The 23,365-nt window shown below is 66.5% G+C and carries 24 protein-coding genes and 1 riboswitch; of the genes, 9 read left to right on the top strand and 15 right to left on the bottom strand.

Going from position 1 to position 23,365, the window contains the following annotated elements; genetic code table 11:
* Positions 1-20 precede the first annotated feature (20 nt).
* Positions 21-950 carry a glycine--tRNA ligase subunit alpha gene (locus KUV49_RS09090; RefSeq protein WP_222449664.1) on the bottom strand — a complete coding sequence of 310 codons (930 nt, stop codon included), beginning with the start codon at positions 948-950 and terminating at the stop codon, positions 21-23.
* A gap of 164 nt (positions 951-1,114) precedes the next feature.
* On the opposite strand from KUV49_RS09090, the gene KUV49_RS09085 reads away from it, so the two are divergent.
* Together KUV49_RS09085 and KUV49_RS09080 are read left to right on the top strand one after the other, a co-directional pair.
* Positions 1,115-2,902, top strand: coding sequence for a serine protease (locus KUV49_RS09085; protein ID WP_222449663.1), 1,788 nt, complete (start codon positions 1,115-1,117; stop codon positions 2,900-2,902).
* 145 nt (positions 2,903-3,047) lie between these two features.
* Positions 3,048-3,344 carry a hypothetical protein gene (locus KUV49_RS09080; protein WP_222451045.1) on the top strand — a complete coding sequence of 99 codons (297 nt, stop codon included), beginning with the start codon at positions 3,048-3,050 and terminating at the stop codon, positions 3,342-3,344.
* A gap of 94 nt (positions 3,345-3,438) precedes the next feature.
* On the opposite strand, the gene KUV49_RS09075 is transcribed toward KUV49_RS09080, so the two are convergent.
* The 6 genes from KUV49_RS09075 to folE2 form a co-directional block, all read right to left on the bottom strand.
* The gene (locus KUV49_RS09075; protein WP_222449662.1) at positions 3,439-5,022 is read right to left on the bottom strand and encodes a 5-guanidino-2-oxopentanoate decarboxylase; all 1,584 of its coding nucleotides are present in this window, start codon (positions 5,020-5,022) and stop codon (positions 3,439-3,441) included.
* Complete coding sequence (locus KUV49_RS09070) at positions 5,022-6,467, bottom strand: TrkH family potassium uptake protein (RefSeq protein ID WP_222449661.1); 1,446 nt, start codon at positions 6,465-6,467, stop codon at positions 5,022-5,024. The genes KUV49_RS09075 and KUV49_RS09070 overlap by 1 nt, the downstream gene beginning before the upstream one ends.
* Before the next feature lie 91 nt (positions 6,468-6,558).
* Positions 6,559-6,771 (bottom strand): hypothetical protein, encoded by a 213-nt coding sequence (locus KUV49_RS09065; RefSeq protein ID WP_222449660.1) that lies wholly within the window; start codon positions 6,769-6,771, stop codon positions 6,559-6,561.
* A gap of 462 nt (positions 6,772-7,233) precedes the next feature.
* On the bottom strand, positions 7,234-7,362 hold the full coding sequence (locus KUV49_RS21465) for a hypothetical protein (protein ID WP_261391115.1): 129 nt from the start codon (positions 7,360-7,362) through the stop codon (positions 7,234-7,236).
* Positions 7,363-7,598: 236 nt separating this feature from the next.
* The gene (locus tag KUV49_RS09060) at positions 7,599-8,279 is read right to left on the bottom strand and encodes a hypothetical protein (RefSeq protein ID WP_222449659.1); all 681 of its coding nucleotides are present in this window, start codon (positions 8,277-8,279) and stop codon (positions 7,599-7,601) included.
* Between the two features lie 169 nt (positions 8,280-8,448).
* Positions 8,449-9,549, bottom strand: coding sequence for a GTP cyclohydrolase FolE2 (gene folE2 / locus KUV49_RS09055; RefSeq protein WP_222449658.1), 1,101 nt, complete (start codon positions 9,547-9,549; stop codon positions 8,449-8,451).
* Between the two features lie 182 nt (positions 9,550-9,731).
* Between folE2 and KUV49_RS09050 the strand changes: the two genes are divergently transcribed.
* Together KUV49_RS09050 and KUV49_RS09045 are read left to right on the top strand one after the other, a co-directional pair.
* On the top strand, positions 9,732-10,076 hold the full coding sequence (locus tag KUV49_RS09050; protein ID WP_222449657.1) for an ArsR/SmtB family transcription factor: 345 nt from the start codon (positions 9,732-9,734) through the stop codon (positions 10,074-10,076).
* Positions 10,069-10,599 carry an SRPBCC family protein gene (locus KUV49_RS09045; RefSeq protein ID WP_222449656.1) on the top strand — a complete coding sequence of 177 codons (531 nt, stop codon included), beginning with the start codon at positions 10,069-10,071 and terminating at the stop codon, positions 10,597-10,599. The genes KUV49_RS09050 and KUV49_RS09045 overlap by 8 nt, the downstream gene beginning before the upstream one ends.
* Before the next feature lie 97 nt (positions 10,600-10,696).
* Here KUV49_RS09045 and metZ read toward each other — a convergent pair whose 3' ends face one another.
* A complete protein-coding gene (gene metZ / locus KUV49_RS09040) occupies positions 10,697-11,878 on the bottom strand; it encodes an O-succinylhomoserine sulfhydrylase (protein ID WP_222449655.1) in 1,182 nt (393 codons plus the stop codon).
* Positions 11,879-11,935: 57 nt separating this feature from the next.
* Positions 11,936-12,013: riboswitch (SAM riboswitch) on the bottom strand.
* 149 nt (positions 12,014-12,162) lie between these two features.
* Here metZ and KUV49_RS09035 point away from each other — a divergent pair.
* Positions 12,163-13,155: an alpha/beta hydrolase gene (locus KUV49_RS09035; protein WP_222449654.1), complete on the top strand. Its 993-nt coding sequence runs from the start codon at positions 12,163-12,165 to the stop codon at positions 13,153-13,155.
* Between the two features lie 146 nt (positions 13,156-13,301).
* Here KUV49_RS09035 and KUV49_RS09030 read toward each other — a convergent pair whose 3' ends face one another.
* From KUV49_RS09030 to KUV49_RS09020, 3 genes are read right to left on the bottom strand one after another with little or no spacing between them, the layout of a single operon-like run.
* Positions 13,302-13,907, bottom strand: a complete 606-nt coding sequence (locus tag KUV49_RS09030) for an inner membrane-spanning protein YciB (protein ID WP_222449653.1) — start codon at positions 13,905-13,907, stop codon at positions 13,302-13,304.
* Between the two features lie 17 nt (positions 13,908-13,924).
* Positions 13,925-14,827 carry an EamA family transporter gene (locus tag KUV49_RS09025; protein WP_222449652.1) on the bottom strand — a complete coding sequence of 301 codons (903 nt, stop codon included), beginning with the start codon at positions 14,825-14,827 and terminating at the stop codon, positions 13,925-13,927.
* Between the two features lie 39 nt (positions 14,828-14,866).
* Positions 14,867-15,391: a peroxiredoxin-like family protein gene (locus tag KUV49_RS09020; RefSeq protein WP_222449651.1), complete on the bottom strand. Its 525-nt coding sequence runs from the start codon at positions 15,389-15,391 to the stop codon at positions 14,867-14,869.
* Between the two features lie 170 nt (positions 15,392-15,561).
* On the opposite strand from KUV49_RS09020, the gene KUV49_RS09015 reads away from it, so the two are divergent.
* Complete coding sequence (locus KUV49_RS09015; protein WP_261391114.1) at positions 15,562-16,059, top strand: MgtC/SapB family protein; 498 nt, start codon at positions 15,562-15,564, stop codon at positions 16,057-16,059.
* A gap of 30 nt (positions 16,060-16,089) precedes the next feature.
* On the opposite strand, the gene KUV49_RS09010 is transcribed toward KUV49_RS09015, so the two are convergent.
* Together KUV49_RS09010 and ftsY are read right to left on the bottom strand one after the other, a co-directional pair.
* Positions 16,090-16,953: a hypothetical protein gene (locus tag KUV49_RS09010; RefSeq protein WP_222449650.1), complete on the bottom strand. Its 864-nt coding sequence runs from the start codon at positions 16,951-16,953 to the stop codon at positions 16,090-16,092.
* A gap of 14 nt (positions 16,954-16,967) precedes the next feature.
* Positions 16,968-18,449: a signal recognition particle-docking protein FtsY gene (ftsY, locus tag KUV49_RS09005; protein WP_222449649.1), complete on the bottom strand. Its 1,482-nt coding sequence runs from the start codon at positions 18,447-18,449 to the stop codon at positions 16,968-16,970.
* A 97-nt stretch (positions 18,450-18,546) separates the two neighbouring features.
* On the opposite strand from ftsY, the gene KUV49_RS09000 reads away from it, so the two are divergent.
* From KUV49_RS09000 to KUV49_RS08990, 3 genes are all read left to right on the top strand, one after another.
* Positions 18,547-19,434 carry a lytic transglycosylase domain-containing protein gene (locus KUV49_RS09000; protein WP_222449648.1) on the top strand — a complete coding sequence of 296 codons (888 nt, stop codon included), beginning with the start codon at positions 18,547-18,549 and terminating at the stop codon, positions 19,432-19,434.
* A gap of 205 nt (positions 19,435-19,639) precedes the next feature.
* Positions 19,640-20,704 carry an alkane 1-monooxygenase gene (locus tag KUV49_RS08995; protein WP_261391113.1) on the top strand — a complete coding sequence of 355 codons (1,065 nt, stop codon included), beginning with the start codon at positions 19,640-19,642 and terminating at the stop codon, positions 20,702-20,704.
* A gap of 39 nt (positions 20,705-20,743) precedes the next feature.
* Positions 20,744-21,139 carry a hypothetical protein gene (locus tag KUV49_RS08990; protein ID WP_222449647.1) on the top strand — a complete coding sequence of 132 codons (396 nt, stop codon included), beginning with the start codon at positions 20,744-20,746 and terminating at the stop codon, positions 21,137-21,139.
* 7 nt (positions 21,140-21,146) lie between these two features.
* Here KUV49_RS08990 and xseA read toward each other — a convergent pair whose 3' ends face one another.
* Both xseA and KUV49_RS08980 read right to left on the bottom strand, forming a co-directional pair.
* The gene (xseA, locus tag KUV49_RS08985) at positions 21,147-22,673 is read right to left on the bottom strand and encodes an exodeoxyribonuclease VII large subunit (RefSeq protein WP_222449646.1); all 1,527 of its coding nucleotides are present in this window, start codon (positions 22,671-22,673) and stop codon (positions 21,147-21,149) included.
* A gap of 38 nt (positions 22,674-22,711) precedes the next feature.
* The gene (locus KUV49_RS08980) at positions 22,712-23,272 is read right to left on the bottom strand and encodes a type 1 glutamine amidotransferase domain-containing protein (protein WP_222449645.1); all 561 of its coding nucleotides are present in this window, start codon (positions 23,270-23,272) and stop codon (positions 22,712-22,714) included.
* Between the last annotated feature and the right edge of the window lie 93 nt (positions 23,273-23,365).

The raw sequence follows: 23,365 nt of genomic DNA, 5'->3' as shown, positions 1-23,365 counted from the left end.
GTCGCCCCTTCCGCGCGGCGTCACGCGGCATACCCTGCATCGGCGGTCAGAACGTAGGCATCGGCGCATTTCTTCGCCAGCGCCCGCACCCGCCCGATATAGGCCTGCCGCTCGGTCACGCTGATCACGCCGCGCGCGTCCAGGAGGTTGAAGATGTGGCTCGCCTTGATGCACTGGTCATAGGCTGGCAGCGCCATCACGATCCGGCGGCCGGTCTTGGGGTCGGTCTCGGGCTGGTCCAGGATGCGCTCGCATTCCTGCTCCGCGTCGATGAAATGCTGCAACAGCATGTCGGTGTCGGCCACATCGAAGTTCCAGCGCGCATATTGCGCCTCGGCCTCGCGGAAGACGTCGCCATAGGTCAGCGGGATCGGTGCGCCGGGGTCGTTGAACGGCATCTCGTTGCCGTCGTCATAGCCCAGCACGTACATCGCCAGCCGTTCCAGCCCGTAGGTCAGCTCACCCGACACCGGCGCGCAATCATGCCCGCCCACCTGCTGGAAATAGGTGAACTGGCTCACCTCCATCCCGTCGCACCACACTTCCCATCCCAGGCCCCAGGCGCCCAGCGTCGGGCTCTCCCAGTCGTCCTCGACAAAGCGGATGTCGTGCAGGTCCATGTCGATGCCGATCGCCTCCAGCGACCCCAGGTAGATCTGTTGCAGGTTCGCGGGGCTCGGCTTGATGATGACCTGGTACTGGTAATAGTGCTGCCAGCGGTTCGGACTGTCGCCGTAACGCCCGTCGGTGGGACGGCGCGACGGTTGCACGTAGGCCGCCGACCACGGCCGCGCCCCCAGCGAACGCAAGGTCGTCGCCGGGTGGAACGTGCCCGCCCCCACTTCCATGTCGTAGGGCTGCATCACCGCGCAGCCCTGCGCGGCCCAGTAGGCCTGCAAACGCAGGATGATGTCCTGGAATGACCGCGGTTTGCCGGTGCTGTCGCTCATGGAATGTCCTCCGGGTCGCCCCTCGTGATGCTCGGCCCTTCCCTACGGCGCTCTCAGCCAAGGGTCAATTGCCCTGAAAGGCCATATTTAGGATGCACGCGCCCTCAGATTTGCTAAAAAGCGGGGAAGAGCAGAAACAACACCGAACTCGGCAAGGGACGTACATGTCGCGCATCTTTCTAACCTTCGTATTCCTGGCCGTCGCCCTTGTGGCGCCGGTCGCCGCCAAGGCCCAGGTCTTCATCCAGATCGAGGCGCAACCCAGCCTTGCCCAGGCCGAGGCCAGCCTGCGCCGATACGCCGGACGGATGCAGGACGTGAACGGCTTTGCCCTGGGCGGCGGCTGGTACGGCATCGCCCTCGGCCCCTACAGCGAGGCGGATGCCAACACGATCCTGCGCAACCTGCGCTCGGCCCGGCTCATCCCCCGCGACAGCTACATTGCCGAAGAAAGCGAATACCAGCGTCAGTTCTGGCCGGTGGGCGCGAACGTGCTGAACCGCCCCACCCGGCAGGTCGCCGAAGACACCGAGGATGCCACGATCGGCACCGGCGACCAGGACACGGTCCAGGCCGATCCCCAGCCACAGCCCCAACCACAGCCACAGCCACAGCCGCAGCCCGAAGCGTCGGATGAAACCGTCCGCGAGGCCCGTGCCGGCGAGGCGCTGCTGACCCGCGAGGAACGCGCCGCATTGCAGGAAGCGCTGAAATGGGCCGGCTTCTACGGCGGCGCGATCGACGCGGCTTTCGGACGCGGCACGCGCGGGTCCATGGCCCGCTGGCAGGAGGCCAACAATTTCGAGGCGACCGGCGTTCTGACGACCCGTCAACGCGCCGAGCTGTTCCGCCAGTACAACGCCGTGCTCGAAGGGCTGGACCTGCGGGTCGTGCGCGACACCGGGGCCGGTATCGCCATGAAACTGCCCACCGGCGTGGTGGAATTCGCCAAGTACGAGCCGCCTTTCGCCCATTACGACGCCACCGGCGACATCGACGCCAAGGTGCTGCTGATCAGCCAGGAAGGCGACCGCGCCACGCTGGCGGGCCTCTACGACATCATGCAGACGCTTGAGATCGTGCCTCAGACCGGCCCGCGCAATCTCGACGGCGACGCCTTCACCCTGATCGGCGAGAGCGCCTATACCATCTCGCACACCCAGGCATGGCTGCGCGACGGTCAGATCAAGGGGTTCACGCTGGTCTGGCCGGCCGGCGACGAGGAACGCCGCACCCGGATGCTGGGCGAGATGCAGGAAAGCTTTTCGCGCCTCGACACCGTGCTCGACCCCGCCGCGGGCAGCAATGAGGTCCAGAGCATCAACCTGGTCGCCGGACTTGAAATCCGCACGCCCAAGCTCTCGCGCTCGGGCTTCTACGTCGATCGGTCCGGCACCGTCGTGACCACCTCCGAGGTCGTCGCGTCCTGCGGCCGCATCACGCTGGACGAAACCATCGAGGCCGAGATCCAGACCGCCAACGACGACACCGGCATCGCCGTGCTGCGCCCGCGCACGCCGCTGGCACCGCTGGCCGTGGCCGCGTTTCAGCAAAACGCGCCGCGCCTGCAATCGGACGTGGCCGTGGCGGGCTATTCCTACGGCGGCGTGCTGGGTGCGCCCTCGGTCACGTTCGGCCAGCTGGCCGATGTGCAGGGTCTCAACGGCGAGCGCGAGATGAAGCGCCTGGCGCTCAACGCGCTGGACGGCGACGCCGGCGGCCCCGTCGTCGATACGGGCGGCGCCGTGGTCGGCATGTTGCTGCCCCACGACAGCGGCACGCGGCAACTGCCCGAAGGCGTCAGCTTTGCCGCCAATGCCGAAACGATACGCCGGGTGCTGGAGCAGGCCGGCGTCACCCCCTCGGCCACCAACGGCGACGGCCAGATGCCGCCCGAGAGCCTGTCGGAACGCGTTTCCGGCATGACCGTTCTGGTCAGCTGCTGGGAATAACGAAAAACCGCTTAAAACCGATCACGAAGCCCGCCTTGACGCCACATTCCGGCCAAAGGCGGGCCACCGGCGGCCCCGATACCCCGCGTCAGGTGGTGTGGGGCCACGGTCGCACGATGCGGCCCGTCAACCGGAGTGGATCGACATGTTCAAATCAACCGTTCTCGGCGCGCTCGCGCTCGGCTTTTGTTTCACCACGACCGCCACGACAGCCCAGGCCGACCTGACGGCGGATGTCGCGGCCTCCCTGCACCTCGCCCGCGATGGCGGCGCCGCTCCCGCGCTGAACCACGAGGGGCAATGGTGGACCCACCCCAAGGGCTGCGAATATTCCCGCGCGGGCCGAGGCGGCGAGGTTGTCTGGTACCTGATCATCAACACCGCCCGCCCCGGCTGCCCGGTCTATATCGTCAGCTACAGCCCCTATAACGACGTCTATTGAGCGTGGCAGGCCCCGCGACCTGGATCTTCTAGAACCGATGGAACCTCGGGATGCGCCGCGCGTTCACCGGCCCGGACATACGCGTCGCCCGCCGTCAGCCCCCGATCCCGGCCTTCACGTGAATCAGCGTCGGGCGGTCCGCGTCGAACGCCCCGCGCACCGCCCGCCCCATGTCTTCCAGGCTGCCGGGCTGCACGGCATGGGCGCCATAGGCCTGCGCCAGGGCACAGAAATCCGGGTTGCGCGCGACCACCGCGTTGGGCGCTATCTGGGACCGGATCATCGCGTCCTCGATCTCTTTCAATTTGCCGTTGTCCCACAGGATGATCGGCAGTGGCAGGCCGTGTTCGACCGCCGTGCCCAGCTCCTGCAAGGTGTATTGAAACCCGCTGTCGCCACAGATCGCCAGGGTCGGCTTGCCCTCCCGCGCGATCGCCCCGCCGATGGCGGCAGGCATCCCGTAGCCCAAGGTGCCATAGCCGAACGGGTGATGCCAGTGACCCGGCCGGTCCATCGGCCAGACCTCCTTGGCGGCATAGGCGAACTGCGTCATGTCGGAATAGATCATCGTGTCCGCCGGACAGGCATCGCGCAGCGCGTCGACCACCGGAACGATACCGGGCCGCTCGGCCTCCACCTCGATCCGCCAGCGGGCCTTGGTGGCCGTCACCTCCGCCGCGTTCCATTTCGGCTCGGCCCGCTCGGGCAGGCTGTCCGCCAGCGCCCCAAGGAAGGCGCCTGCGTCCGAAAGGATGCACAGCTCGGCCCTGGGGTGCTCCAGCTCCACAGGGTCGATATCCACCCGGATCATGCGGCCCTTGTGGCCCAGCTCGTCCCGCCACAGGTCGATCTCCGACAGTTCCGACCCCACCACCAGCACCAGGTCCGCCCGTGCCAGGACGTCGGCGCTGTCCGGCCGGGCGAGATAGGCCCCGAAATCCAGGGCCAGGTCCGCGCCGACCACGCCGCGCCCGGCATAGGTGGTCATCGTCGCGGCTCCGCTGCGCTCGACCACCGCCCGGGCTGCCGCCCCTGCCCCGACGCTGCCGCCACCGAACAGGATCATCGGCGTTTTCGCCCGGCCCAGCGCGTCCGCCACAGCCGCCACGTCCTCGGGGCGCGCAATGGGCCGTTTCGCCCGCGTCTCCACCGGGGCCGGCGCCGCGTCGGCCAGGCTGCCGCCCAGGGCGATCGGCACCTGCAGATGCTTGGTGCGCGGCCGCGCGGTGGAAAACTCGTTGAACGCCCTTTCGATCAGGCCATAGGTCGCCCCGGCCGATTTCACCTCAAAGCTCCAGTCGCAGATGCAACGCGCCGCACCTTCTTGGTCGATCATCTGGTGCAACTGCCCGCGCCGCGCCGCCGTCTCGTCAAGGCAGCTCGAGATCACCAGCATCGGCACGCTGTCAGAATAGGCCTGCCCCATCGGCGTCATCACGTTGGTCAGCCCCGGCCCGGTGATGACATAGGCCACCCCCGGCTTGCCCGACGCCCGGGCATAGCCGTCGGCCATGAACCCCGCCCCCTGCTCGTGCCGCGCCAGCACGTGGCGGATGCCCGCCTCCTCAATGCCGCGATACATCTCCACGTTATGCACGCCGGGAATACCGAAGATCACGTCGACCCCGCGGGCCTTCAACATGTGGGATATCTGCGCACCGAGCGGTCGTTGGGTCATCAGGCTCTCCAGAATGACAGTGTGAAAATGGCGTAGACGGCCAGCATCTCCAGCCGCCCGATCAGCATCGCGGCGATCAGGATCCACTTGGCCGTGTCGTTGAGCGGCTGGAAGTTCCCCGAAGGCCCGATCACCTCCCCCAGCCCCGGGCCGATATTGGCCACCGCCGTCGCGGCCCCCGACACCGAGGTGGTGAAATCCAGCCCCGTCATGCCAAGCGCCACAGCCACCAGCCCCAGCGTGACCACGAAGAACACGAAGAAGGACATGACCGACGTCAGAACGTCATCGGAAATCGGCCGACCGTCATAGCGCGGCGTGAACACGCCATGCGGCGAATAGATCCGCTGCAACTGCGCCCTGACCGAGGCGAACAGCAACTGGTAGCGGAAGATCTTGATCGAACAGCTGGTCGACCCGGCGCAGCCCCCGATCAGGCCAAGGAAAAAGAACACCGCGATCAGGAAGGTCCCCCATTCCATGTAATCCACGCTGGCATAGCCCGTGCCGCTGATGATCGAGGTGATGTTGAACGCCGCCTCGCGCAGCGCCTGTTCGGGATGGTGCGGAAAGATCGACATCAGGATGACGGCCGTGCCCGCGATCAGGACACCGATGGTCATCAGGAAGGCCCGGACCTGGCTGTCCTTCAACAGCACGTTGCTGCCGCCCAGCAATTGCACGTAACGCACGAACGGCAGCGCCGCGAGGATCATGAACGCCGTCGCCACCCATTCCGCCGGCCCCTGGAAGGTGCCGAAGGACGCGTCATAGGATGAAAAGCCGCCCGTCGACACCGTCGTCAGCGCGTGCATGGTGGCGTCGAACGCGTTCATCCCCGTCATCATGTAGCAGGCCGTACAGGCCAGCGTCAGCCCGAGATAGATCACCGAGATGCGCGACGCGATCTCGGTCGCGCGCGGCAGGATCTTTCCCATCGTGTCGAACGCTTCCGAGCGGAAGATCTGCATCCCGCCGACCCGCAATTCGGGCAGGAACACCATCGCCACGATGACGATCCCGATCCCGCCCAGCCATTGCAGGATACCGCGCCACAGGTTCAGCCCCTTCGGCAGCGTGTCCAGCCCCGACAGAACCGTCGAGCCGGTAGTCGTGAGACCCGACATCGCCTCGAAGAAGGCATCCACCAGGCTCGAATTGGTGGCCCCGAACATGAACGGCATCGCGCCGAAGATCGGCAGGATCACCCAGACCCCGGTCGTCAGAAGGAATGTCTGCTGAATGGTCAGGCCTTCGCGCACGCCGTTCCTGCACGACAGAGCGACAAGGCCACCGACCAGGACCGTCAGGATCGCGCTTTCTGCGAAAACCTGCCAGTGGCCGCGCCCTTCCGCGATATCCACCATCATCGGCAGGACCATCGCCAGGCCCAGCGCCATGACCGTCAGGCCAATCACATATCCAACCGGGCGAAAATCCACCATGGAGCAAAGCCTTGGCCCCGGTTCTGAGCTATGTCAAGCCGCTCCGCGGGGGCTCGGCATGGCCGGAACCCCCAGGGAACGGGAAAGGCAATCAGGCGTAGAACAGGTCCTGGAAGACGTGGCGCACGATGTCTTCGCGCTTGATGCCCATCTCTGCCAGTTCTTCGTCGCTCTTCGCGGTGAGTTCTTCGATCAGGCTGCGACGCGACATGATGTGCGCGTGCTGGTCGAAACGGTCCACGATGCCGTGAAACAAGCGGGTGAAAAAGCCGCCTTGATCAAGATTGGTTGTGCTAGTCGCCATTTGGAAACCTCAAGAATGTTGCTTCGGTTTCCTCCCTGACACCAACGTAAGCCAAACGATCGGTCAGTACCACTGCCATACCCGAAACCCAGACTTGCAACTGGTGCAACCCCGCAGGGTGCGCCCCGACCGGCAGGACCGCATCGGCTGCCTCGGAGCGTACGGGCGAAACGCAAGTCCTTACTGTCATGTGGGAATTTCGCCAAAGCAACGTCTCGCCGGACGGCAGACGGCACGTTCGAGCCACCTCGACGCCCTCGCCGCGATGCCCCTGTTGCCCCGCTACCGCAGAGCCCGGTCACGACTCAAACCGCCCTCGGGACCAGGTGCCTTTGCAGGCGTCCCAAAGGGCGGCTTCGTCGTCGGGCCGGTCAACGGCCCTTTCGGTCGCGATGGGTCACTGCGCCTTGCAAGGCGCTGGCAGGTGCCGGCCAGACATCCCGGTCCGGCAGCCTCCGGCGCTCAGGCCGCCCACTCGATCTGGGTCTTGCGGGTCATGGCCTGGGTCAGTTTCCGCAGTGCCTCGGGAATTTTGCGGAACAGGCGAGTGAGACCGTGGTCATAGTTCAGGTTAGTTGTGCTGGTAGCCATCTTGGAAACCTCGTGTGTTGATCTTTCAGTTTCCTCCCTGGTCGACAGGTATACCTGCAGACCACGGACGACCACTTTCAAAGTGGAAGCCCCGATTTGCATTCTGTGCAAGGCTCGAAGGTCTGGGCGGTTTCCGGCGGCTACGACCTCACCGGAACAGGAAAGCGCGGCCACCGCTTCAGCAGGGGCCGCGCCATTTCAGTCTTCGCGTCATCCGATCCGGCTGACGCCGCGTGTTACGAATCCGCGGCCTTGTCGGGATCGGCGAACCGATCGGGCATCGCCGGCGGGGCCGAGGGCTGGCGCGGGCGCTTGGCGCCGCTGTCAGCTTCCGTGCCCGCCTCGGGCTTGGGAAAGGCTGTCACGTTGCTCGTCTCGGGTTTTGCCGCGGCCTGGCTGGCTGGCTGCGGGGCCGGTGTCGCGGCCGGCGTCGGCTCAGGTTTTGCCGGCGTGTCTGCCGCCTTTGCCGGGGCCGGTTTGCTTGCCGGTTTCGCGGGCGACTTGGCCACCGCCGGTGTCGCCGCCGCCTTGGCAGCGGGCTTGGTCGCCGGCTTCGCGGCCGGTTTCTCTGCCGGCTTGGCTGCGGGTTTCGCGGTCGTTTTCGCCGCGGTCTTCGCGGCCGGTTCGGCCTCCGCCTTGGGCGCGGGTTTGGCCGTCGTCCTTGCCGCCGGCTTCGATGCGGCCTTCTTGGGGGCCGGCCTTGCCGCGGGTTTCGCCGCGGGCCGCGACCTGGCGGCCGGTTGCGCCCGCACCGGGGCCAGGGCCGGCAGGTCAAAGGCCAGACCCATGAACTGAAGCTGGGATTCATAGGTGGCGCGTCCAAGCACCTGCATCACTCTCAGCTGCTTTTCCACGATCATGCCGCTCAGCTGCAGGCCCATCAAGGACGCCCTCAGCGGTGCCGAATACATATCCATTGCTCTATCCCGTTTTGAATCGCCCCTGCGGGCAAGATTGCACGGGAGTTATACCAGCTTTGCACGTGCAGAAAAGGTTATGCCGCGTCGCAGCTAACGTTGCGGCCAATTCCGGCGGGCTTATGCCAAAGGATTCAGCACAAAACGCGCCCAAGCAGCCCCACGCGGCCTATCCGACGTGAAACAGCGTCGTGAACAGCTTCGGATCCAGGCTTTCGGACGCAAAGGTCGGGCCTTTCGTCGTGATGCTGACCGCGTCATGGCTGTGCAGGCTTTCTTGGTGGCTCGCGATCACGCGGAAATCGCCGATCCGCGCGTCGTTCAGCAATTGCTCGGAAAACAGCCGCGCCGCATCCTCGACGAAGATCGGGTTGGCCGCGTTCAGCTCGGCAAAGGCCTGCTCGTCCTCGCGCTTGACCATGACCTGGGTCTCGGTCGCCACCGCCGTGCGGGCCAGTCCGATCAGGTCCTCGAACCACAGGCACTCCTCGCCCACGACCTCGACCGAGATCCGCGCCACCGAACGCTGCGAATGCGGCGTCGCCAGTTGCCCCCGCGCCTGCCGCGCATGTTCGCTCAGTTCCAGCGAACAGGGGCAGGTCGAAGAATAGACATAGTCGAAATGCATGAACTTGCGCCGCACGCCGTCATGCTCGACCAGCTCCATCGCGATGTCGTAATACTGGTACCCCTCCAGCCCGGACCGCAGCGAGGTGATCTTCATCGGGAAGGAAAACCGCATCTGGATGCGCGCATCTATGCTGTCCAGGTCCGAGATATAATCGTCCAGCGCCGCCTCGATCACCTCGAAGCTGAAGGTCCGCTCGGCGTGCTTGTAAAAGCTGCGCATGATGCGGGACATGTTGATGCCCTTCTTCTCGGCCTCCAGGCTGACCGAGCCGGTGACCGAGGTTTCAAGCGTCAGGTCGCCGTTCTCGCGGGTGTGAAAGTTGATCGGCAGTCGGAAATTCGAAATCCCGACATGCTGCAACTGCTGCCGCGCCCCCTTGATCAGCGACGACGGGCCGTTCTGCAGATCGGGCATGCTGGCCTTGTAGGCCGCGTCGGGCTTGAACCCCTCCGGGTAGTCGCGGCTCAGCGTGGGGTAGTTCGACACTTCCCCGCGCGGCAGAAGCCGGGCAATTGCGGGGTCCAGGTCGGCCACCTCCTCGGGGCTGGCACTCGCCGCCCACGCCCGCAGCACCGACAGCGCCTGCGCGGCGTCGTCGCGGTCCAGCACTTCGTCTGGCTTGGTCCGTTGGATGTTCATCAGCGGCCACCCCCTTGTCACCTGCCGTCTATCACATAACGCGCCCGTGCGCGAAATCCCAGACTCGAATGGATTTACGTCAAACGCGACAGCCCGAATCACCTGCGCATGGCATCGGCAAATCATCCGCCGGGGAGGCCCGCTCTTGACATGCAACCATTCAGTTGCATATCTATGCCGTCATGACCGACGTATTTCACGCCCTCGCCGATCCGACCCGGCGCGACCTGCTCGACCGGCTCTTTCTCAAGGGCGGCCTCACCCTTTCCGAACTTGCAGAAGGCGCCCCGATGACACGGCAAGGCGTGGCCAAGCACATCGCGATCCTGGAGGCCGCGAACCTGGTCACCGCCGAGTGGGAGGGGCGCAACAAGCGACACTTTCTCAACCCCGTACCGCTGACCGGCATCGTTCATCGCTGGGTCGGCAAGTTCGAAGATGCCCGCCTCGATGCGCTGGCCGAATTCAAGAGCCGCCTTGAAGACCCGACCGACATGGACAAGAAGGACACCAAACGCCATGGCTGACACGCTCTCCCTCGCACACGAAACCCGCGCCTCCACCGGCAAACCCACGGCATCGGATTTCGTCTACGCCGTCTTCATCCGCGCCGATATCGACACCGTCTGGAACGGCCTGATCGACGGCGAACTCACACGCCGCTACTGGGGCCATGACAATCGCTCCACGTGGAAGCAGGGCGCGCCGTGGGAACATGTCCGCACCGACGCCGAGGGCACGGTCGACATTCGCGGCCGGGTGATCGAGATCGACCCGCCCACCCGCATGGTCTGGAGCTGGGCCTTCGGCAAAGAGGCCGACACCCCCGAGAAACGCTCCCGCGTCACCTACGAACTGGTGGCGCTCGGCCCCGACACCAAGCTCACCGTCCGCCATGCCGAACTCGAACCCGGCTCGCCGATGGACCAGAGCGTGCGCGAGGGCTGGCCGGCGGTTCTGTCGAACCTCAAGTCGATCCTGGAAACCGGCGAGGTGCTGCGCGAGGACGACTGGCCCACCCAGGAACAGCTCGACTGCCCCGAAACCTGATCGCCCGGCTTGCCGCCGCGAGGCCGGCCCACGGGCCGGCCACCGGCGCAATACCGACGTGAGGCCGACGCAATGCCGAGCTTCGAAACCGCCCTTCCTAGACCGCTTCCAGCGCCTGGCTCACATCCGCCACCAGGTCCTCGGCATCCTCGATCCCCACGCTCAGCCGTATGAGGCCCGGCGTGATGCCCAGCGCGTCCTTCTGTTCGTCCGACAGCCGCTGATGCGTCGTCGTCGCCGGATGGGTCGCGATGGATTTCGCGTCGCCGAGGTTGTTCGAGATCACCACGATCTCCAGCGCGTTCAGGAACCGGAACGCCGCCGCCTGCCCGCCCTTGATGTCCAGCGCGATGACCGTGCCGCCCTTGCCCATCTGGCGCTTGACCAGACCGTGCTGCCCGTGGCTGGCGTGCCCGGGGAAGATCACCCGCTCCAGCGCCGGATGCCCCTGCAGCGCATCGGCAAGGGCCAGCGCATTGTCGGCCTGCGCCCGCACCCGCAGGTCGATCGTCTCCAGCCCTTTCAGCATCACCCACGCGGTGAAAGGCGACATCGAACCGCCCGTATGCTTCATGTAAGGCTCGATCGTCTTGCGGATATACTCCTCGGTGCCCAGGATCACACCGCCCAGCGCGCGGCCCTGCCCGTCGATGTGCTTGGTCGCGGAATAGACGACCACGTCGGCCCCCTGCGCCACGGCGCGGGAAAAGACCGGCGTGGCAAAGACGTTGTCGACCACCACCTTGGCCCCCACGGCATGGGCAATTCCGGCCACCGCTTCCACGTCCACGACCTCCAGCGTCGGGTTGGCGATGGTCTCGAAAAAGACGACCTTGGTGTCGTCCCGCACCGCCGCGCGCCACGCCTCGATGTCGGTGCCGTCGACAAAGGTCACCTCCACGCCATAGCGCGTCAGGATTTCCTCCAGCACGTAAAGGCAGGACCCGAAAAGTGCCCGCGCCGACACCACGTGATCGCCGGCCTTCAGCATAGATATCAGCGCGCCGCTGACCGCCGCCATGCCGCTCGCCGTGGCGAACGCGGCCTCTGCCCCTTCGAGGGCGGCGATTCGGTCCTCGAACATGGCCACCGTCGGGTTGCCATAGCGGGCATAGATGAACTCGTCCTCGCCCGCCTGCACGAACCGCGCCGCGGCGGCCTCGGCGCTGTCATAGACGAATCCCTGCGTCAGGAATATCGCCTCGCTCACCTCGCCGTACTGGCTGCGTCGCGTTCCGCCATGCACCAGCTTGGTGCGTCTGTTCCATTCGTTTTTCATCATCGACCTCCGGGCGATCCGCCCAAAAATAAAGCTCCCAAGCCGGTCAAGCGAAAGGGAGCTTTCATCCTGACCTTTTAGCGGAGATGTTTAACGTGGCCCGCAATCCGGTAACAAATCGCCACGTGCCTGCTCTACGCCCCCAAGCGCGGCCCGTCAACCGATAGCTGCGCCCCGCCGCTGTGGCCGGGTGGCACCGTCACGGTGATGTAACCCAAGCTTCAATCAACCGTCATATGGCTGGAGTAACTGCTGCCCACAAGATGTAGTAGAAAGGGTCGAAGATGCCTCTCTTGCAGATCGACGCCACGCCTCTTGGTCCGTGCCTGCACGGCAGCGAAGAGGCGCCGCTGCCCAGCCTTCGCCGCGCCCTGGTCCGCCCCGGCCCGATCATCGTCATGACGCACGGCTTCAAATACGCCCCCGGCCATCCCGCCGCCTGCCCGCACAAGCACATCCTCGCGCTCGATCCCGACATCCGCACGTGGAAGGCGAAAAGCTGGCCGCGCGGGCTGGGGTTCGGGGCGGACAGGCCCGACGAAGGGCTGGCGATCGGCTTTGGCTGGTCCGCCCGCGGCACCATCTGGAATGCCTACCGACAGGCCGAACGGGCCGGGTTGTGCCTGGCGGACCTCGTGACGATGATCCGCCGAGTGGCGCCGGACCGCCCCGTGCACCTGATGGCGCATTCGATGGGCGCGCGCGTGGCGCTCAGGGCGCTGCCGCACCTGCGCGCCGGCGCGATCGGTCGCGTCCTGCTGCTCAACGGCGCCGAATACGGCACCGCCGCCCGGGCCGCCATCGAAAGCGACGCCGGTCGCGCCGCCGAGATCATCAGCGTCACCACGCGCGAGAACGACCTCTTCGATTTCCTGATGGAGCGCCTGATCTCGGCCCCCGAACACGGCGACCGCAGCCTTGCCCAGGCCCTGCCGCAACGCCCCAACACCCTGACCGTGCAGCTTGACCATCCCGACACCCTGCCCTCGCTGGAACGCGCGGGGTTCCGCGTGGCGCCCGGGCGGGCGCGATTCTACTGTCACTGGTCGACCTACCTGCGCGACGGGCTGTTCGATTTCTACCGCGCCCTGCTGCGCGAGCCTCGGCATGTCACGCTGTCGCGGCTTCGCGCGCAACTGCCCGACATGCCCGATCCACGCTGGTCGCGGGTGCTGCCCTGGCCCAGACCCGCGCTGCCGGCCTGGCCGTTCCTGTCCCGGGCGTCTCAGGCGGGGCTGTCGTCGGGCGGCATCACCAGCAATACGGTGAACCAATAGGCCGCGTGGACCGCGAACGCCGCGATCATCGTCGCCGACATCCATCGCGGCGCATGTCATGCCGCCCTGCGTGCCGGATCAATGGGGCGACAGCTTGACCCGCAGGGTTTCAAGGACCCGACTAGACGAAACGCCCCCCGAACCGATCAGGACTTGCCGCCGTCATCCGTGCCATGCTCGGCGATCAGCTTGCCCTGCATCATGAAGAACACGAACATCGCCGCCATCAGGCCGAAGGTCTTGAAATAGACCCAGGTTTCCTCGCTCTGCGTGCGCCAGACCAGCTCGTTCAGCGCCGCCATGGCGAAAAAGAAGATCGTGATCCGCTTCGTCAGGATCATCCACCCCCGGTCGGTCAGCGGCATCAGCCCGTCCATCACGTATTGCAGATAGGACCGTCCCCGCAGCAGGCCGATGCCCAGAACCGTGCCGAAGAACAGGTAGATGATCGTAGGTTTCATCTGAAAGAACTTCGGATCGTTCAGCCACACGGTCAGCCCGCCGAAGACCACCACCAGAACCGCCGTCAGGATCTGCATCTTCGACAGGTGCCCCGTCAGCTTCCACATCAGCGCGGTCGAGGCCAGCAGCACCGGGATGAACACCGCTGTGATGACGATGAAACCCTCGTATTCGGTCCCGCCGATGGTGAACACGCGGTCCTTCAGCATCAGGTAGGCCACGAAGAAGCCCAGCACCGGGCCGAATTCCAGCACCGCCTTCAGTTTGCCATTCGCGTTCTTGTCGTCCATCGCCTCGCCTTTCCGTTTCAGCCGCCACTTTCAACTATGACCGCGCCGGCTGCAATCAATGCCATCAGCGCGATCCGCCGCGGCCCCACCGTTTCCTTCAGGATCAGCCACCCGATCAGGGCGGCGAACACCGTCGAGGTCTCGCGCAGCACCGCCGCCTCGCCCACCTTGTCCAGCCGCGTGGCCATCATGATCGACCCGAAGGAAAAGAACGCGATGACCCCGCCGGCAAACCCGCGCAGCAGCAGCGGACCGGGCTCGGGCGGGGTCTCCATCCCGCGCCAGCGGCGATAGGCAATGACCGGAAAGGTCAGCCCGTCGATCATGAAGAACCACGCCAGGAACGTGAACGGGTCCGCGGTGGCCCGGATGCCATAGGCGTCGTAGGTGGTGTAAAGCGCCACGAAAAGCCCGGTCAGCACCGCCAGCCCCAGCGCCGCGGGCATCGTCTCACGGTCCAGCTTGATCGTGCGCAGGTTATAGATCGCCAGGCCATAGATCCCGGCCAGCAGCACACCCACGCCGGTCCATTGCACCGCGTTGAACGTCTCGCCGAACAGCAGGTAGGCCCCGATCACGGTAAAAAGCGGCCCCGTGCCCCGCACCACCGGATAGACCACCGTGTAGGCCCCGCGCGTGTAGGCCATCGCCTGCAATGTCTTGTAAAGCGTGTGGATCACCCACGCCGTGGCGAATATCGGCCACATATGCGGCTCGGGCCACGGCACCACGAACAGGGCGAACGGCGCCGCCATCAGCGCATAGGCCCCGTCGATCGCCCCCCGCGTCAGCCACGGATCGTGCCGCCCCTTCTGCAACGCCCCGAAAAGCGCGTGCAGGACCGCGGCCAGCAAGGCCAGCCCGAGGGCAAGCTGGTGACCGGCCTCGGTCCCCTCAAGCGAGACGATCCATTCGCTCATGCGCCGGTGTCACACCCCCGGCGCGGTCCCCTCCGCGCTTCAGCCTGCATGCGTGCCGCGTATCGGATAATCGTTTTCCAGCACGTACCTGATCCGCGACGGCAACTTCTCCAGCTCCGGGCGCAGGAACGGCGCGTTCGAGATATCCACCATGTGCAAATCGCCCTCCGGGTTGACCAGGAACAGGCCGGGTTCCGCGAAGGGCCGGTCGGTTTCCTCGGGCGAGCGCGGGTCCGAGACATAGAGCCCCAGCGCCTGCATCTGCGCCACGTCCATCCCGTACCCCAGCGGTACCGAAAGGGAAAGGTCCGCCCGCATTTTCCGCGCCTTGGCCTCCGTATCGGCCGAGACGGCCACCACCTCGATGCCCATATCCGCGAACTCCTGCAGCTTCGGCTCCAGGTCCTGCAGGTACTGGCGACAGATCGGGCAGTGGATACCGCGATAGACGAAGATCAGGTGCCACGGCAGTGCCTCGGGCTTGCCAAGGCGGATCGTCCCGCCGTCCAGGCGGTCGATCTCGGTCACGGGAAACGCGGCGGCGGATGACAGGGCGTCGGGCATGGGAAAACTCCTTTGTAGTGGTTGAATGCCGCCGTCAGGGGCACCGGGATCCAGAGTACCTAGTTACGGACCCCGGAAACCCAACCCTCGGGCCCCGCGACCGACAGCCGAACAATCCGCAGTGCGACGGAACCCATGCAGCACCACACGGTTGATCCCCCATGCAACCCATGCTCGCGGCATTCATGGACCAGATCGTGAACGAGGTGCAGGGCACGTTTTCAGTGGTGCCGGCCTCGGTCGCCTTCGCGCGCCTCAGCGTCGCCGTCGTGCTCGGCGCCGTCATCGGATTCGAACGCGAGCTGCGCGACAAGCCCGCGGGCCTGCGCACCCACATCCTCGTGGCCGTCGCCGCCTCCCTTTTCGTGATCATCGGCCGCGAACTGGCCGCGCTCGACTTCAGCGGCGGCAACAGCGAGCAGCGCAACGACCCCATCCGCATGATCGAGGCGGTGACAGCCGGGGTCGCCTTCCTGGCCGCGGGTCTGATCTTTACCGCCGGCGACAAGGTGCGCAACGTCACCACCGGCGCCTCGCTCTGGCTGGCGGGCGCCGTGGGCCTCGGATGCGGCGCGGGCCAGATCCCGCTGGCCGCCATGGCCGCTGCCATCGTCGTGATCGTGCTCTTCGTGCTGGGCCAGATCGAGAAGTTGATGGGCACGCACTGACCGTGCCTCCCCCCGCGTCGGGTCTGCGTTTCAGTCCCGGGGGATCCAGGTCGCCTCGATCCGCACCCCGCTCAACAGCAGCGCGGCCGCATCCTTCACATCCTCGTCGCTGACACTTTCCCCAAGCCGCACTCCACCCCCGGCCAACTGGATCATGCCCAGCCCCGCCTCCGACGTGGCGCGCAACTCCAGAGTGCCGTCCTGCGCCGGTGCGGCCTCCAGAAAGGCGACCAAGGCCGCGCGGCTCTCGTCCGACACGGTGTCGTCTGGCAACACGCGGACCACCTCGCGCATCAGCGCCAGCTGTTCTTGCCCCGCAAGGCCGGCGCTCAGCGCCCGCGACAGGTCCGGCGTCGTGTCCAGCGACAGCGTCGCCTCGCGGATCCGCAGCCCCCCGATGGTGATCTGCATCCGCTTCAGCCCCGACAGGTCGATCCCCCCGCCGACAAGGCTGAACGTCGCCGCGCCAAGCTCGCCGAAATCAAAGTCCATCGCCCGGATCGCGAAATCCAGCGTTTCGGGGTCACGCTCCGCCATCACGTTCAGGCCGGCCATCGCGCCGGTCCGCTCCGGCGGAAGGTCCATCTTGAACGCCTCGACCAGGTCGATGCCGGCAAAGCGGGCCTCCAGGCTTTCCGGGAAACCGCTTTCCTCGATCGCCCCGGTCACCCCGGTCGCGCGCCAGACCAGCTCCGAAAAGTCGTCGTCGCGCAGATCCGCCACGTTGCGGTCGATCCGGCACCAGCCGTCATCGGTGACCTTGGGCTCGATGGTCTGGAACCTTGCCGCCTGCCCCATCGCCACGTTGACCGCCTGCCAGCCCGTCCGACAGGTCTCCCGGTCCATCACCGGCTGGGCCTGCACGGCGACCGGCAGCACAAGGCCCAGGGTCATCACGACCCGCCGCATCATGCCTCCAGCCCCGTCAGGGCGTTGGCGAAATCCTCCGGGTCGAACGGCGCCAGATCGTCGATCTGCTCGCCCACCCCGATGGCGTGGATCGGTAGACCGAACTTGTCGGCCAGCGCCACCAGCACACCGCCCTTCGCGGTGCCGTCCAGCTTGGTCATCACCAGACCGGACACATCGGCCAGCTCCTGGAAGGTCTTGACCTGGCTCAGCGCGTTCTGCCCCGTGGTGGCGTCCAGCACCAGCAGCGTGTTGTGCGGCGCATCCGGGTCCTTCTTGCGGATGACGCGCACGATCTTGGCCAGTTCCTCCATCAGGTCGGCGCGGTTCTGCAACCGCCCCGCCGTGTCGATCATAAGAAGGTCCGCACCGTCCTTCTCGGCCTTGTCCATCGCATCAAACGCCAGGCTGGCGGGGTCACTGCCCTCGGGCGCGGTCAGCACCGGCACGCCCGCGCGGTCGCCCCAGACCTGCAATTGCTCCACGGCGGCGGCGCGAAACGTGTCGCCCGCGGCGATCACCACCGACTTGCCCGCCGCCTTGAACTGGCTCGCCAGCTTGCCGATGGTCGTGGTCTTGCCGGAGCCGTTGACCCCCACCACCAGCACCACCTGCGGACGCTTGGGGTAAAGCGGCATCGGCTTGGCCACCGGCTCCATGATCCGTGTGATCTCGCGCGCCAGAAGCTCCTTGATCTCCTGGCTCGACAGTTTCCGCCCCATCCGCCCCTCGGCCATGTTCGCGGTGACGCGCAGGGCCGTGTCGACCCCCATATCGGCGGTGATCAGCAGCTCTTCGAGCTGTTCCAGCATGTCGTCGTCGAGCACCCGGCGCACCACCGTTTTGGCCTCGCCCCGACCCAGAAGACGCCCGAACAGGCCAGTCTTCGCGGCAGGCGCGGCCTCGCTCTTCGGCGTATCGGGCGGGATCTCGATCGGCGTCGGCATGGGCTGCGGATCGGGCGCACGCACCGGGTCTTCCAGAGGCGGAGTCTGCGGCACCTCCTGCGGCGCGGCTGGCGGCACCTCGCTCGGCGGCGCAGGCACTTCCGGCGGCGACGGGTCGGGGCGCGGCTCCGGCGGAGGCGTCGGACGCGGCTCGGGCCGTGGCTCGGGGTCCGGTTCCGGCGCGGGCTCCGGGTCGGGTTCAGGCTCAGGATCCGGCTCAGGCTCGGGCTTTGGTTCTGGCTCCGGGTCGGGTTCTGGTTTCGGGTCAGGCCTCGGCTGAGGTTCTGGTTCCGGCTCCGGCGTCGGTTCCGGTTCGGGTTCTGGCTCCGGCGTCGGTTCCGGCTCGGGTTCCGGCTCAGGCGTCGGCGCAGGCTCCGGCTCAGTTTCCGGCGCAGGCTCCGGCTTTGGGTCCGGTTCCGCCGCCTCGGTCAGCTCCTCGGCCTCGCCCCCGTCCTCGACAATCGCGTCCAGCCCTTCCTCCAGCTTCGAGGAAGACTTGAACAACCGATCCTTCAGCTTGCGGAAAAACGCCATTGAGACACCCCTGCTTTCTGACCTCTCCAGTTAAACCGCCCCGCCCCCGATGAAAACCCACCATTGACAAGCGCGGCCCGCAGGCAACCATGCCGACATGCTTCTTCGCCTCATCCTTCTCGTCTCGATGCTGGTTCCCGGCCCCGCGCTGGCGACGCCACCCGACACGATCTGTTCCACCGACAAGTGGGGCCCGCCCCTGTGCATCCGCAAGGCGCATTTCGTCTATGACACTTGCAACGCCATCGAAACCTTCGCCACCCGGCACGGGCTCGACCCGCATTTCTTCGCCCGCCTGATCTGGCAGGAAAGCCGCTTCGATCCCAACGCGCTCAGCCCGGCCAACGCCCGCGGCATCGCCCAGTTCATCCCGTCGACGGCCAAGCTGCGCGGCCTCTCGGACCCCTACAACCCCGCCGAAGCGCTGGAGCATTCCGCGCATTACTTGGCCGAAATGGCCCGGCGCTACGGCAATCCGGGCCTCGCCGCCATCGGCTATAACGGCGGCGAGCGCCGCGCCGAAGGGCTGATCGCCGGCACCGGCGGGCTGGCGCAGGAAACCGTCGACTATGTCCGCATCATCACCGGCGTGCCGCACCAGAACTGGACGGAAGAACCCCGGCCCACCCCCGACCTGCGCCTCTCGCACGATCTGCCCTTCGACAAGGCGTGTTTCGAACTGGCCCGCAACCGCCGCATGACCGCGCTCAAATCCTACCTGCCCAAGGTCAAACCCTGGGGCATTCAGATGGCCTTCGGCATGACCAAGAAAGCGTCCCTGGAGAAGTTCAGGGCCCAGACCCGCGCCTGCGCCGGCCTCATCGGCAAGGAAGACCCCGACCTGCTGTTCCAGAAAAGCCGCGCCAGCCCCAAGGGCGGCTATTTCATGGCCCGCCTCGGCCGCGACAGCCGCGATACGGCCTGGCGCGACTGCGCGAAATTCAAGAAGGCGGGCTGCATCTGCGCCGTCTACCGCAACGACTGACCGGATCACGCCCGGCCCATGGCCAAGGCTCCCACCCTTCAATCACAAGCAGAACACATATCTTCGAAATCACCCACAGGATGATAACCCTTGCTCCCTCGTCACGCCGCCGCAGGTTTATCCGGCCAACCCCACATCGAAGATTGAGCGAATCGTAATCGCCCCCATGTTAAGGGTTCCGGCGAAGCAATATCCCAGAGGCCCCATGAAAGACCTGCGTCTTTTCACCATCGCGACATGCCTGCCCGTCCTGCTGATCGGGCTGGGTGCGGCGTGGGGCGGTGCCTGGGCGTGGCTGGCGCTGGGGTATCTCACGGTGCTGACCTTCCTTCTGGACCGCCTGATCGCGGTCGAGGCCGCCAATACCGACCCCGAGGCCGAGTTTCCCGCCGCCGACACGCTGTTGGCCGCGCTCGGCCTCGCGCATTTCGGCCTTTATGCCGCCGCGCTCTGGGCCATTGCGGGGCCGTCCGGCCTCTCGGGGGTGGAACGGTTTCTCACCGGCTTCGCCACCGGGCTCTTCTTCGGCCAGATCTCGCACCCCGTCGCGCACGAACTCATCCACCGCAAAGCCCGGTCCCTGCGCCTCTTGGGCCGGCTGATCTACACCTCGCTGCTGGTCGGCCACCACGCCAGTGCCCACCTGCGGGTGCACCATGTCCATGTGGGCAGCGACGGCGACCCCAACAGCGCCCGGCCCGGCGAAGGGTTCTACCGCTACGCCCTGCGGGCCAGCGCGGGATCGTTCCGCGCGGGCCTCAGGGCCGAGACCCGCCTGCGGGCCGGCCGCAAGCCGCTCTGGAGCCATCCTTACGCGCTCTACATCGGCGGCGCCGCGGCGCTGATACTGGCCGCGACGCTGATCGGCGGCGTCCCGGCGCTGGCGGCGCTTCTGGCCCTCTCGCTCTATGCGCAGATGCAGATCCTCCTGTCGGATTACGTTCAGCATTACGGCCTGCGCCGCGTCACCCTGCCCGATGGCCGGCTGGAACCCGTCGGCCCGCAGCATTCGTGGAACACGCCGCACTGGTTCTCCTCGGCGCTGATGCTGAACGCCCCGCGCCACTCGGATCACCATGTCACCCCTACGCGCGGCTATCCCGCGCTGCAACTCGACCCCGCGACCATGCCGATACTGCCCCTGCCCCTGCCGCTGATGGCCACCATCGCGCTCTTTCCCACGCTGTGGCGCCGCATCATGGACCGCCGCTGCACCAAATGGCAGGATCGCGCGCGCGTGACCGCGGCCAGGCCCGTGCCGGGCGAATAACCCGTGGTCTCCCCCGTCCGCATCTGTCAGGATCATGCCATGCGCCTCTTGCTCGCCTGCGTCCTTGCCGCCACACCCCTTGTCGCCCTCGCCCAGGACCTCATGTCCGCCGACGAGTTCGACGCCTATACCCGCGGCAAGACCTTTTATTACGGCGCCCAGGGCGCGCCCTATGGCGGCGAGGAATATCTCGACAACCGCCGCGTGCGCTGGTCCTTCCTCGACGGGAAATGCCAGGACGGCGAGTGGTACGAGGATGACGGGCTGATCTGTTTCGTCTACGAGGGCAAGCCCGACCCCCAATGCTGGAGCTTCCGGCGCTCCGGCTCGGGCCTCGTTGCGCAGTTCGAGAACGACCCGGACCGGACCCAGCTTTACGAGACGGAACAGACCGGCGAGCCGCTCCACTGCCTCGGCCCCGAGATCGGCGTGTGAGACCGCGCTAGAACAGGCTGCCCTGCTCGGGCGGTGTCTTCTTGGCCTTCGGCGCGGGCTTCGCCGCAGGCTCCCGTTCGGCGGCCCGGGACGGGCTCGCGGCCGCATCGCCCCCGCCGACCGCCAGCCGCCCGTCGGCAAACTCGATCTCCAGCGCGCCGGCCGCCTGTGCCGCGTCCTTCGTCGTCACCAGCGCCCCGTCGCCGCGCACCACGGCATAGCCCCGCTCCAGCGTCGCCTTGTAGCCCAGCGTTTCGCGCAAGCGATCCTGCGCGGCCAGCCGGTCGCGCCAGGTGGTGATCTGCCGTGCGCCCACGTCCGCCAATCGCTTCGTGATGCGGTCGAACTCCGTGCGTTTCTGGTTGATGTCGCGCTGCAAGGCCCGCGTGTTCACCCGCGCGGCCAGCGATGCAAACCCCTCGCGGCGGTTCCGCACGCGCTCGCGCAGCATACCGGGCCGCAGCGCCCCGGCCTTTTCCGACAGCTTGACCTGCCGCACCTGGATCGACGCGCGCAACGCCCCGGGCAACTTGTCCGACATCCCGTCCAGCCTCTGGCGCGGCCCGTCCAGCAGCGCCTCGCCCCGCGGCAGCGCCCGGCTCAGGTCGCGCAGCCGCTGCTGCCGGGCCGTCACCTGGCCCTTCAGCGCCTGCAACAGCCGGCCTTCCTGCCCGTCCAGCCAGGCCAGCAGGTCCAGCCGCACCGGCACCGCCAGTTCCGCCGCCGCCGTGGGCGTCGGCGCGCGCTTGTCCGAGGCAAAGTCGATCAACGTCGTATCCGTCTCGTGCCCGACGGCGGAAATCAGCGGAATTTCCGAGGCAGCTGCGGCGCGCACCACCGATTCCTCGTTAAAGCCCCAAAGGTCCTCGATACTGCCCCCGCCGCGCGCCACGATCAGCAGGTCGGGCCGTGGCAGCGCACCGCCCGGCGTCAGCGCATTGAATCCCTGGATGGCCCGCGTCACCTCGGGCGCGCATTTCTCACCCTGCACGGCGACAGGCCAGATCAGCACCTTGCGGGGAAAACGGTCGCGCAGCCGGTGCAGGATATCGCGGATCACCGCACCCGAGGGCGAGGTCACCACGCCGATGACTTCCGGCAGGTAGGGCAGCCGCTTCTTGCGCTCGGGCGCGAACAGGCCCTCGCCCGCCAGCGCCTTGCGCCGCGCCTCCAGCATGGCCATCAACGCGCCCATGCCCGCAGGCTTCAGGTCTTCGATGACGATCTGATAACGGGACTGTCCGGGGAACGTGGTCAGCCGGCCCGTGGCCACGACTTCCATCCCCTCTTCGGGCTGCACCGCCAGCTTGCTGGCGACACCCTTCCAGATCACCCCGGCCAGAACCGAGCGATCGTCCTTGAGATCCATGTAGACATGACCGGAGCGAGGCCGGCTCACGCGCCCCACCTCGCCTTTCACGCGCACGTGGGAGAACTCTCCCTCGATCATGCGCTTGATCACCCCCGACAGGTCGGAGACCGAGAATTCGGGGGCGTTTGCGCCGGGGTCGAGATCGTCAATCAGGTCGGACATGACCGCATCTTTGACGCATCCCGCCCCGGTTGAAAAGGTCAGGCGGCACGGGCGTCGTGACGGCCTTCGCAGATTTCCTCGATCATCTTGCCGCAAAAGTTCGGCAGGTCATCGGGATTGCGGCTGGTCACCACGCCCTGGTCGACAACGACCGGGCTGTCTTCCCATATCGCGCCGGCATTCTCCAGGTCGGTGCGAATCGAATGGAACGAGGTCAGCTTGCGCCCCTTGGCGATACCCGCCTCGACCAGCAGCCACGGCGCGTGGCAGATGGCGGCAATGGGCTTCTTGGCCTCGAAGATCGCCTTGATGAAACCCACGGCGCTCTTGTCGTTGCGCAGCATGTCGGGGTTGATCTGGCCGCCGGGCAACACCAGCGCGTCGTAGTCGGCGGGGCTGGCGTCGTCGAGCGTCTTGTCGACGTTCACCGAGTCGCCCCAGTCGTTTTCATTCCAGCCACGGATCTGGCCGGAATGGGTCGAGACGATATGCACCTCGGCCCCCTCACTCAGCAGCGCATCGCGGGGCTTTTCCAGCTCGGATTGTTCATAGCCATCGGTGGCGAGTATGGCGATTCGCCGGTTCTGCAGTTTGGGCATCTCATTACTCCTGGATAACATCTACATTGTGACCCGAAAACGCCGCCTGCACCCGATCCGTTCCCTCGACAGAGGGTCGCACCTGTCCGCTCG

It is taken from the genome of Roseovarius atlanticus (assembly GCF_019802205.1).
GTDB lineage: Bacteria > Pseudomonadota > Alphaproteobacteria > Rhodobacterales > Rhodobacteraceae > Roseovarius > Roseovarius atlanticus_A.
This window is presented reverse-complemented; position numbering and strand designations above follow the sequence as displayed.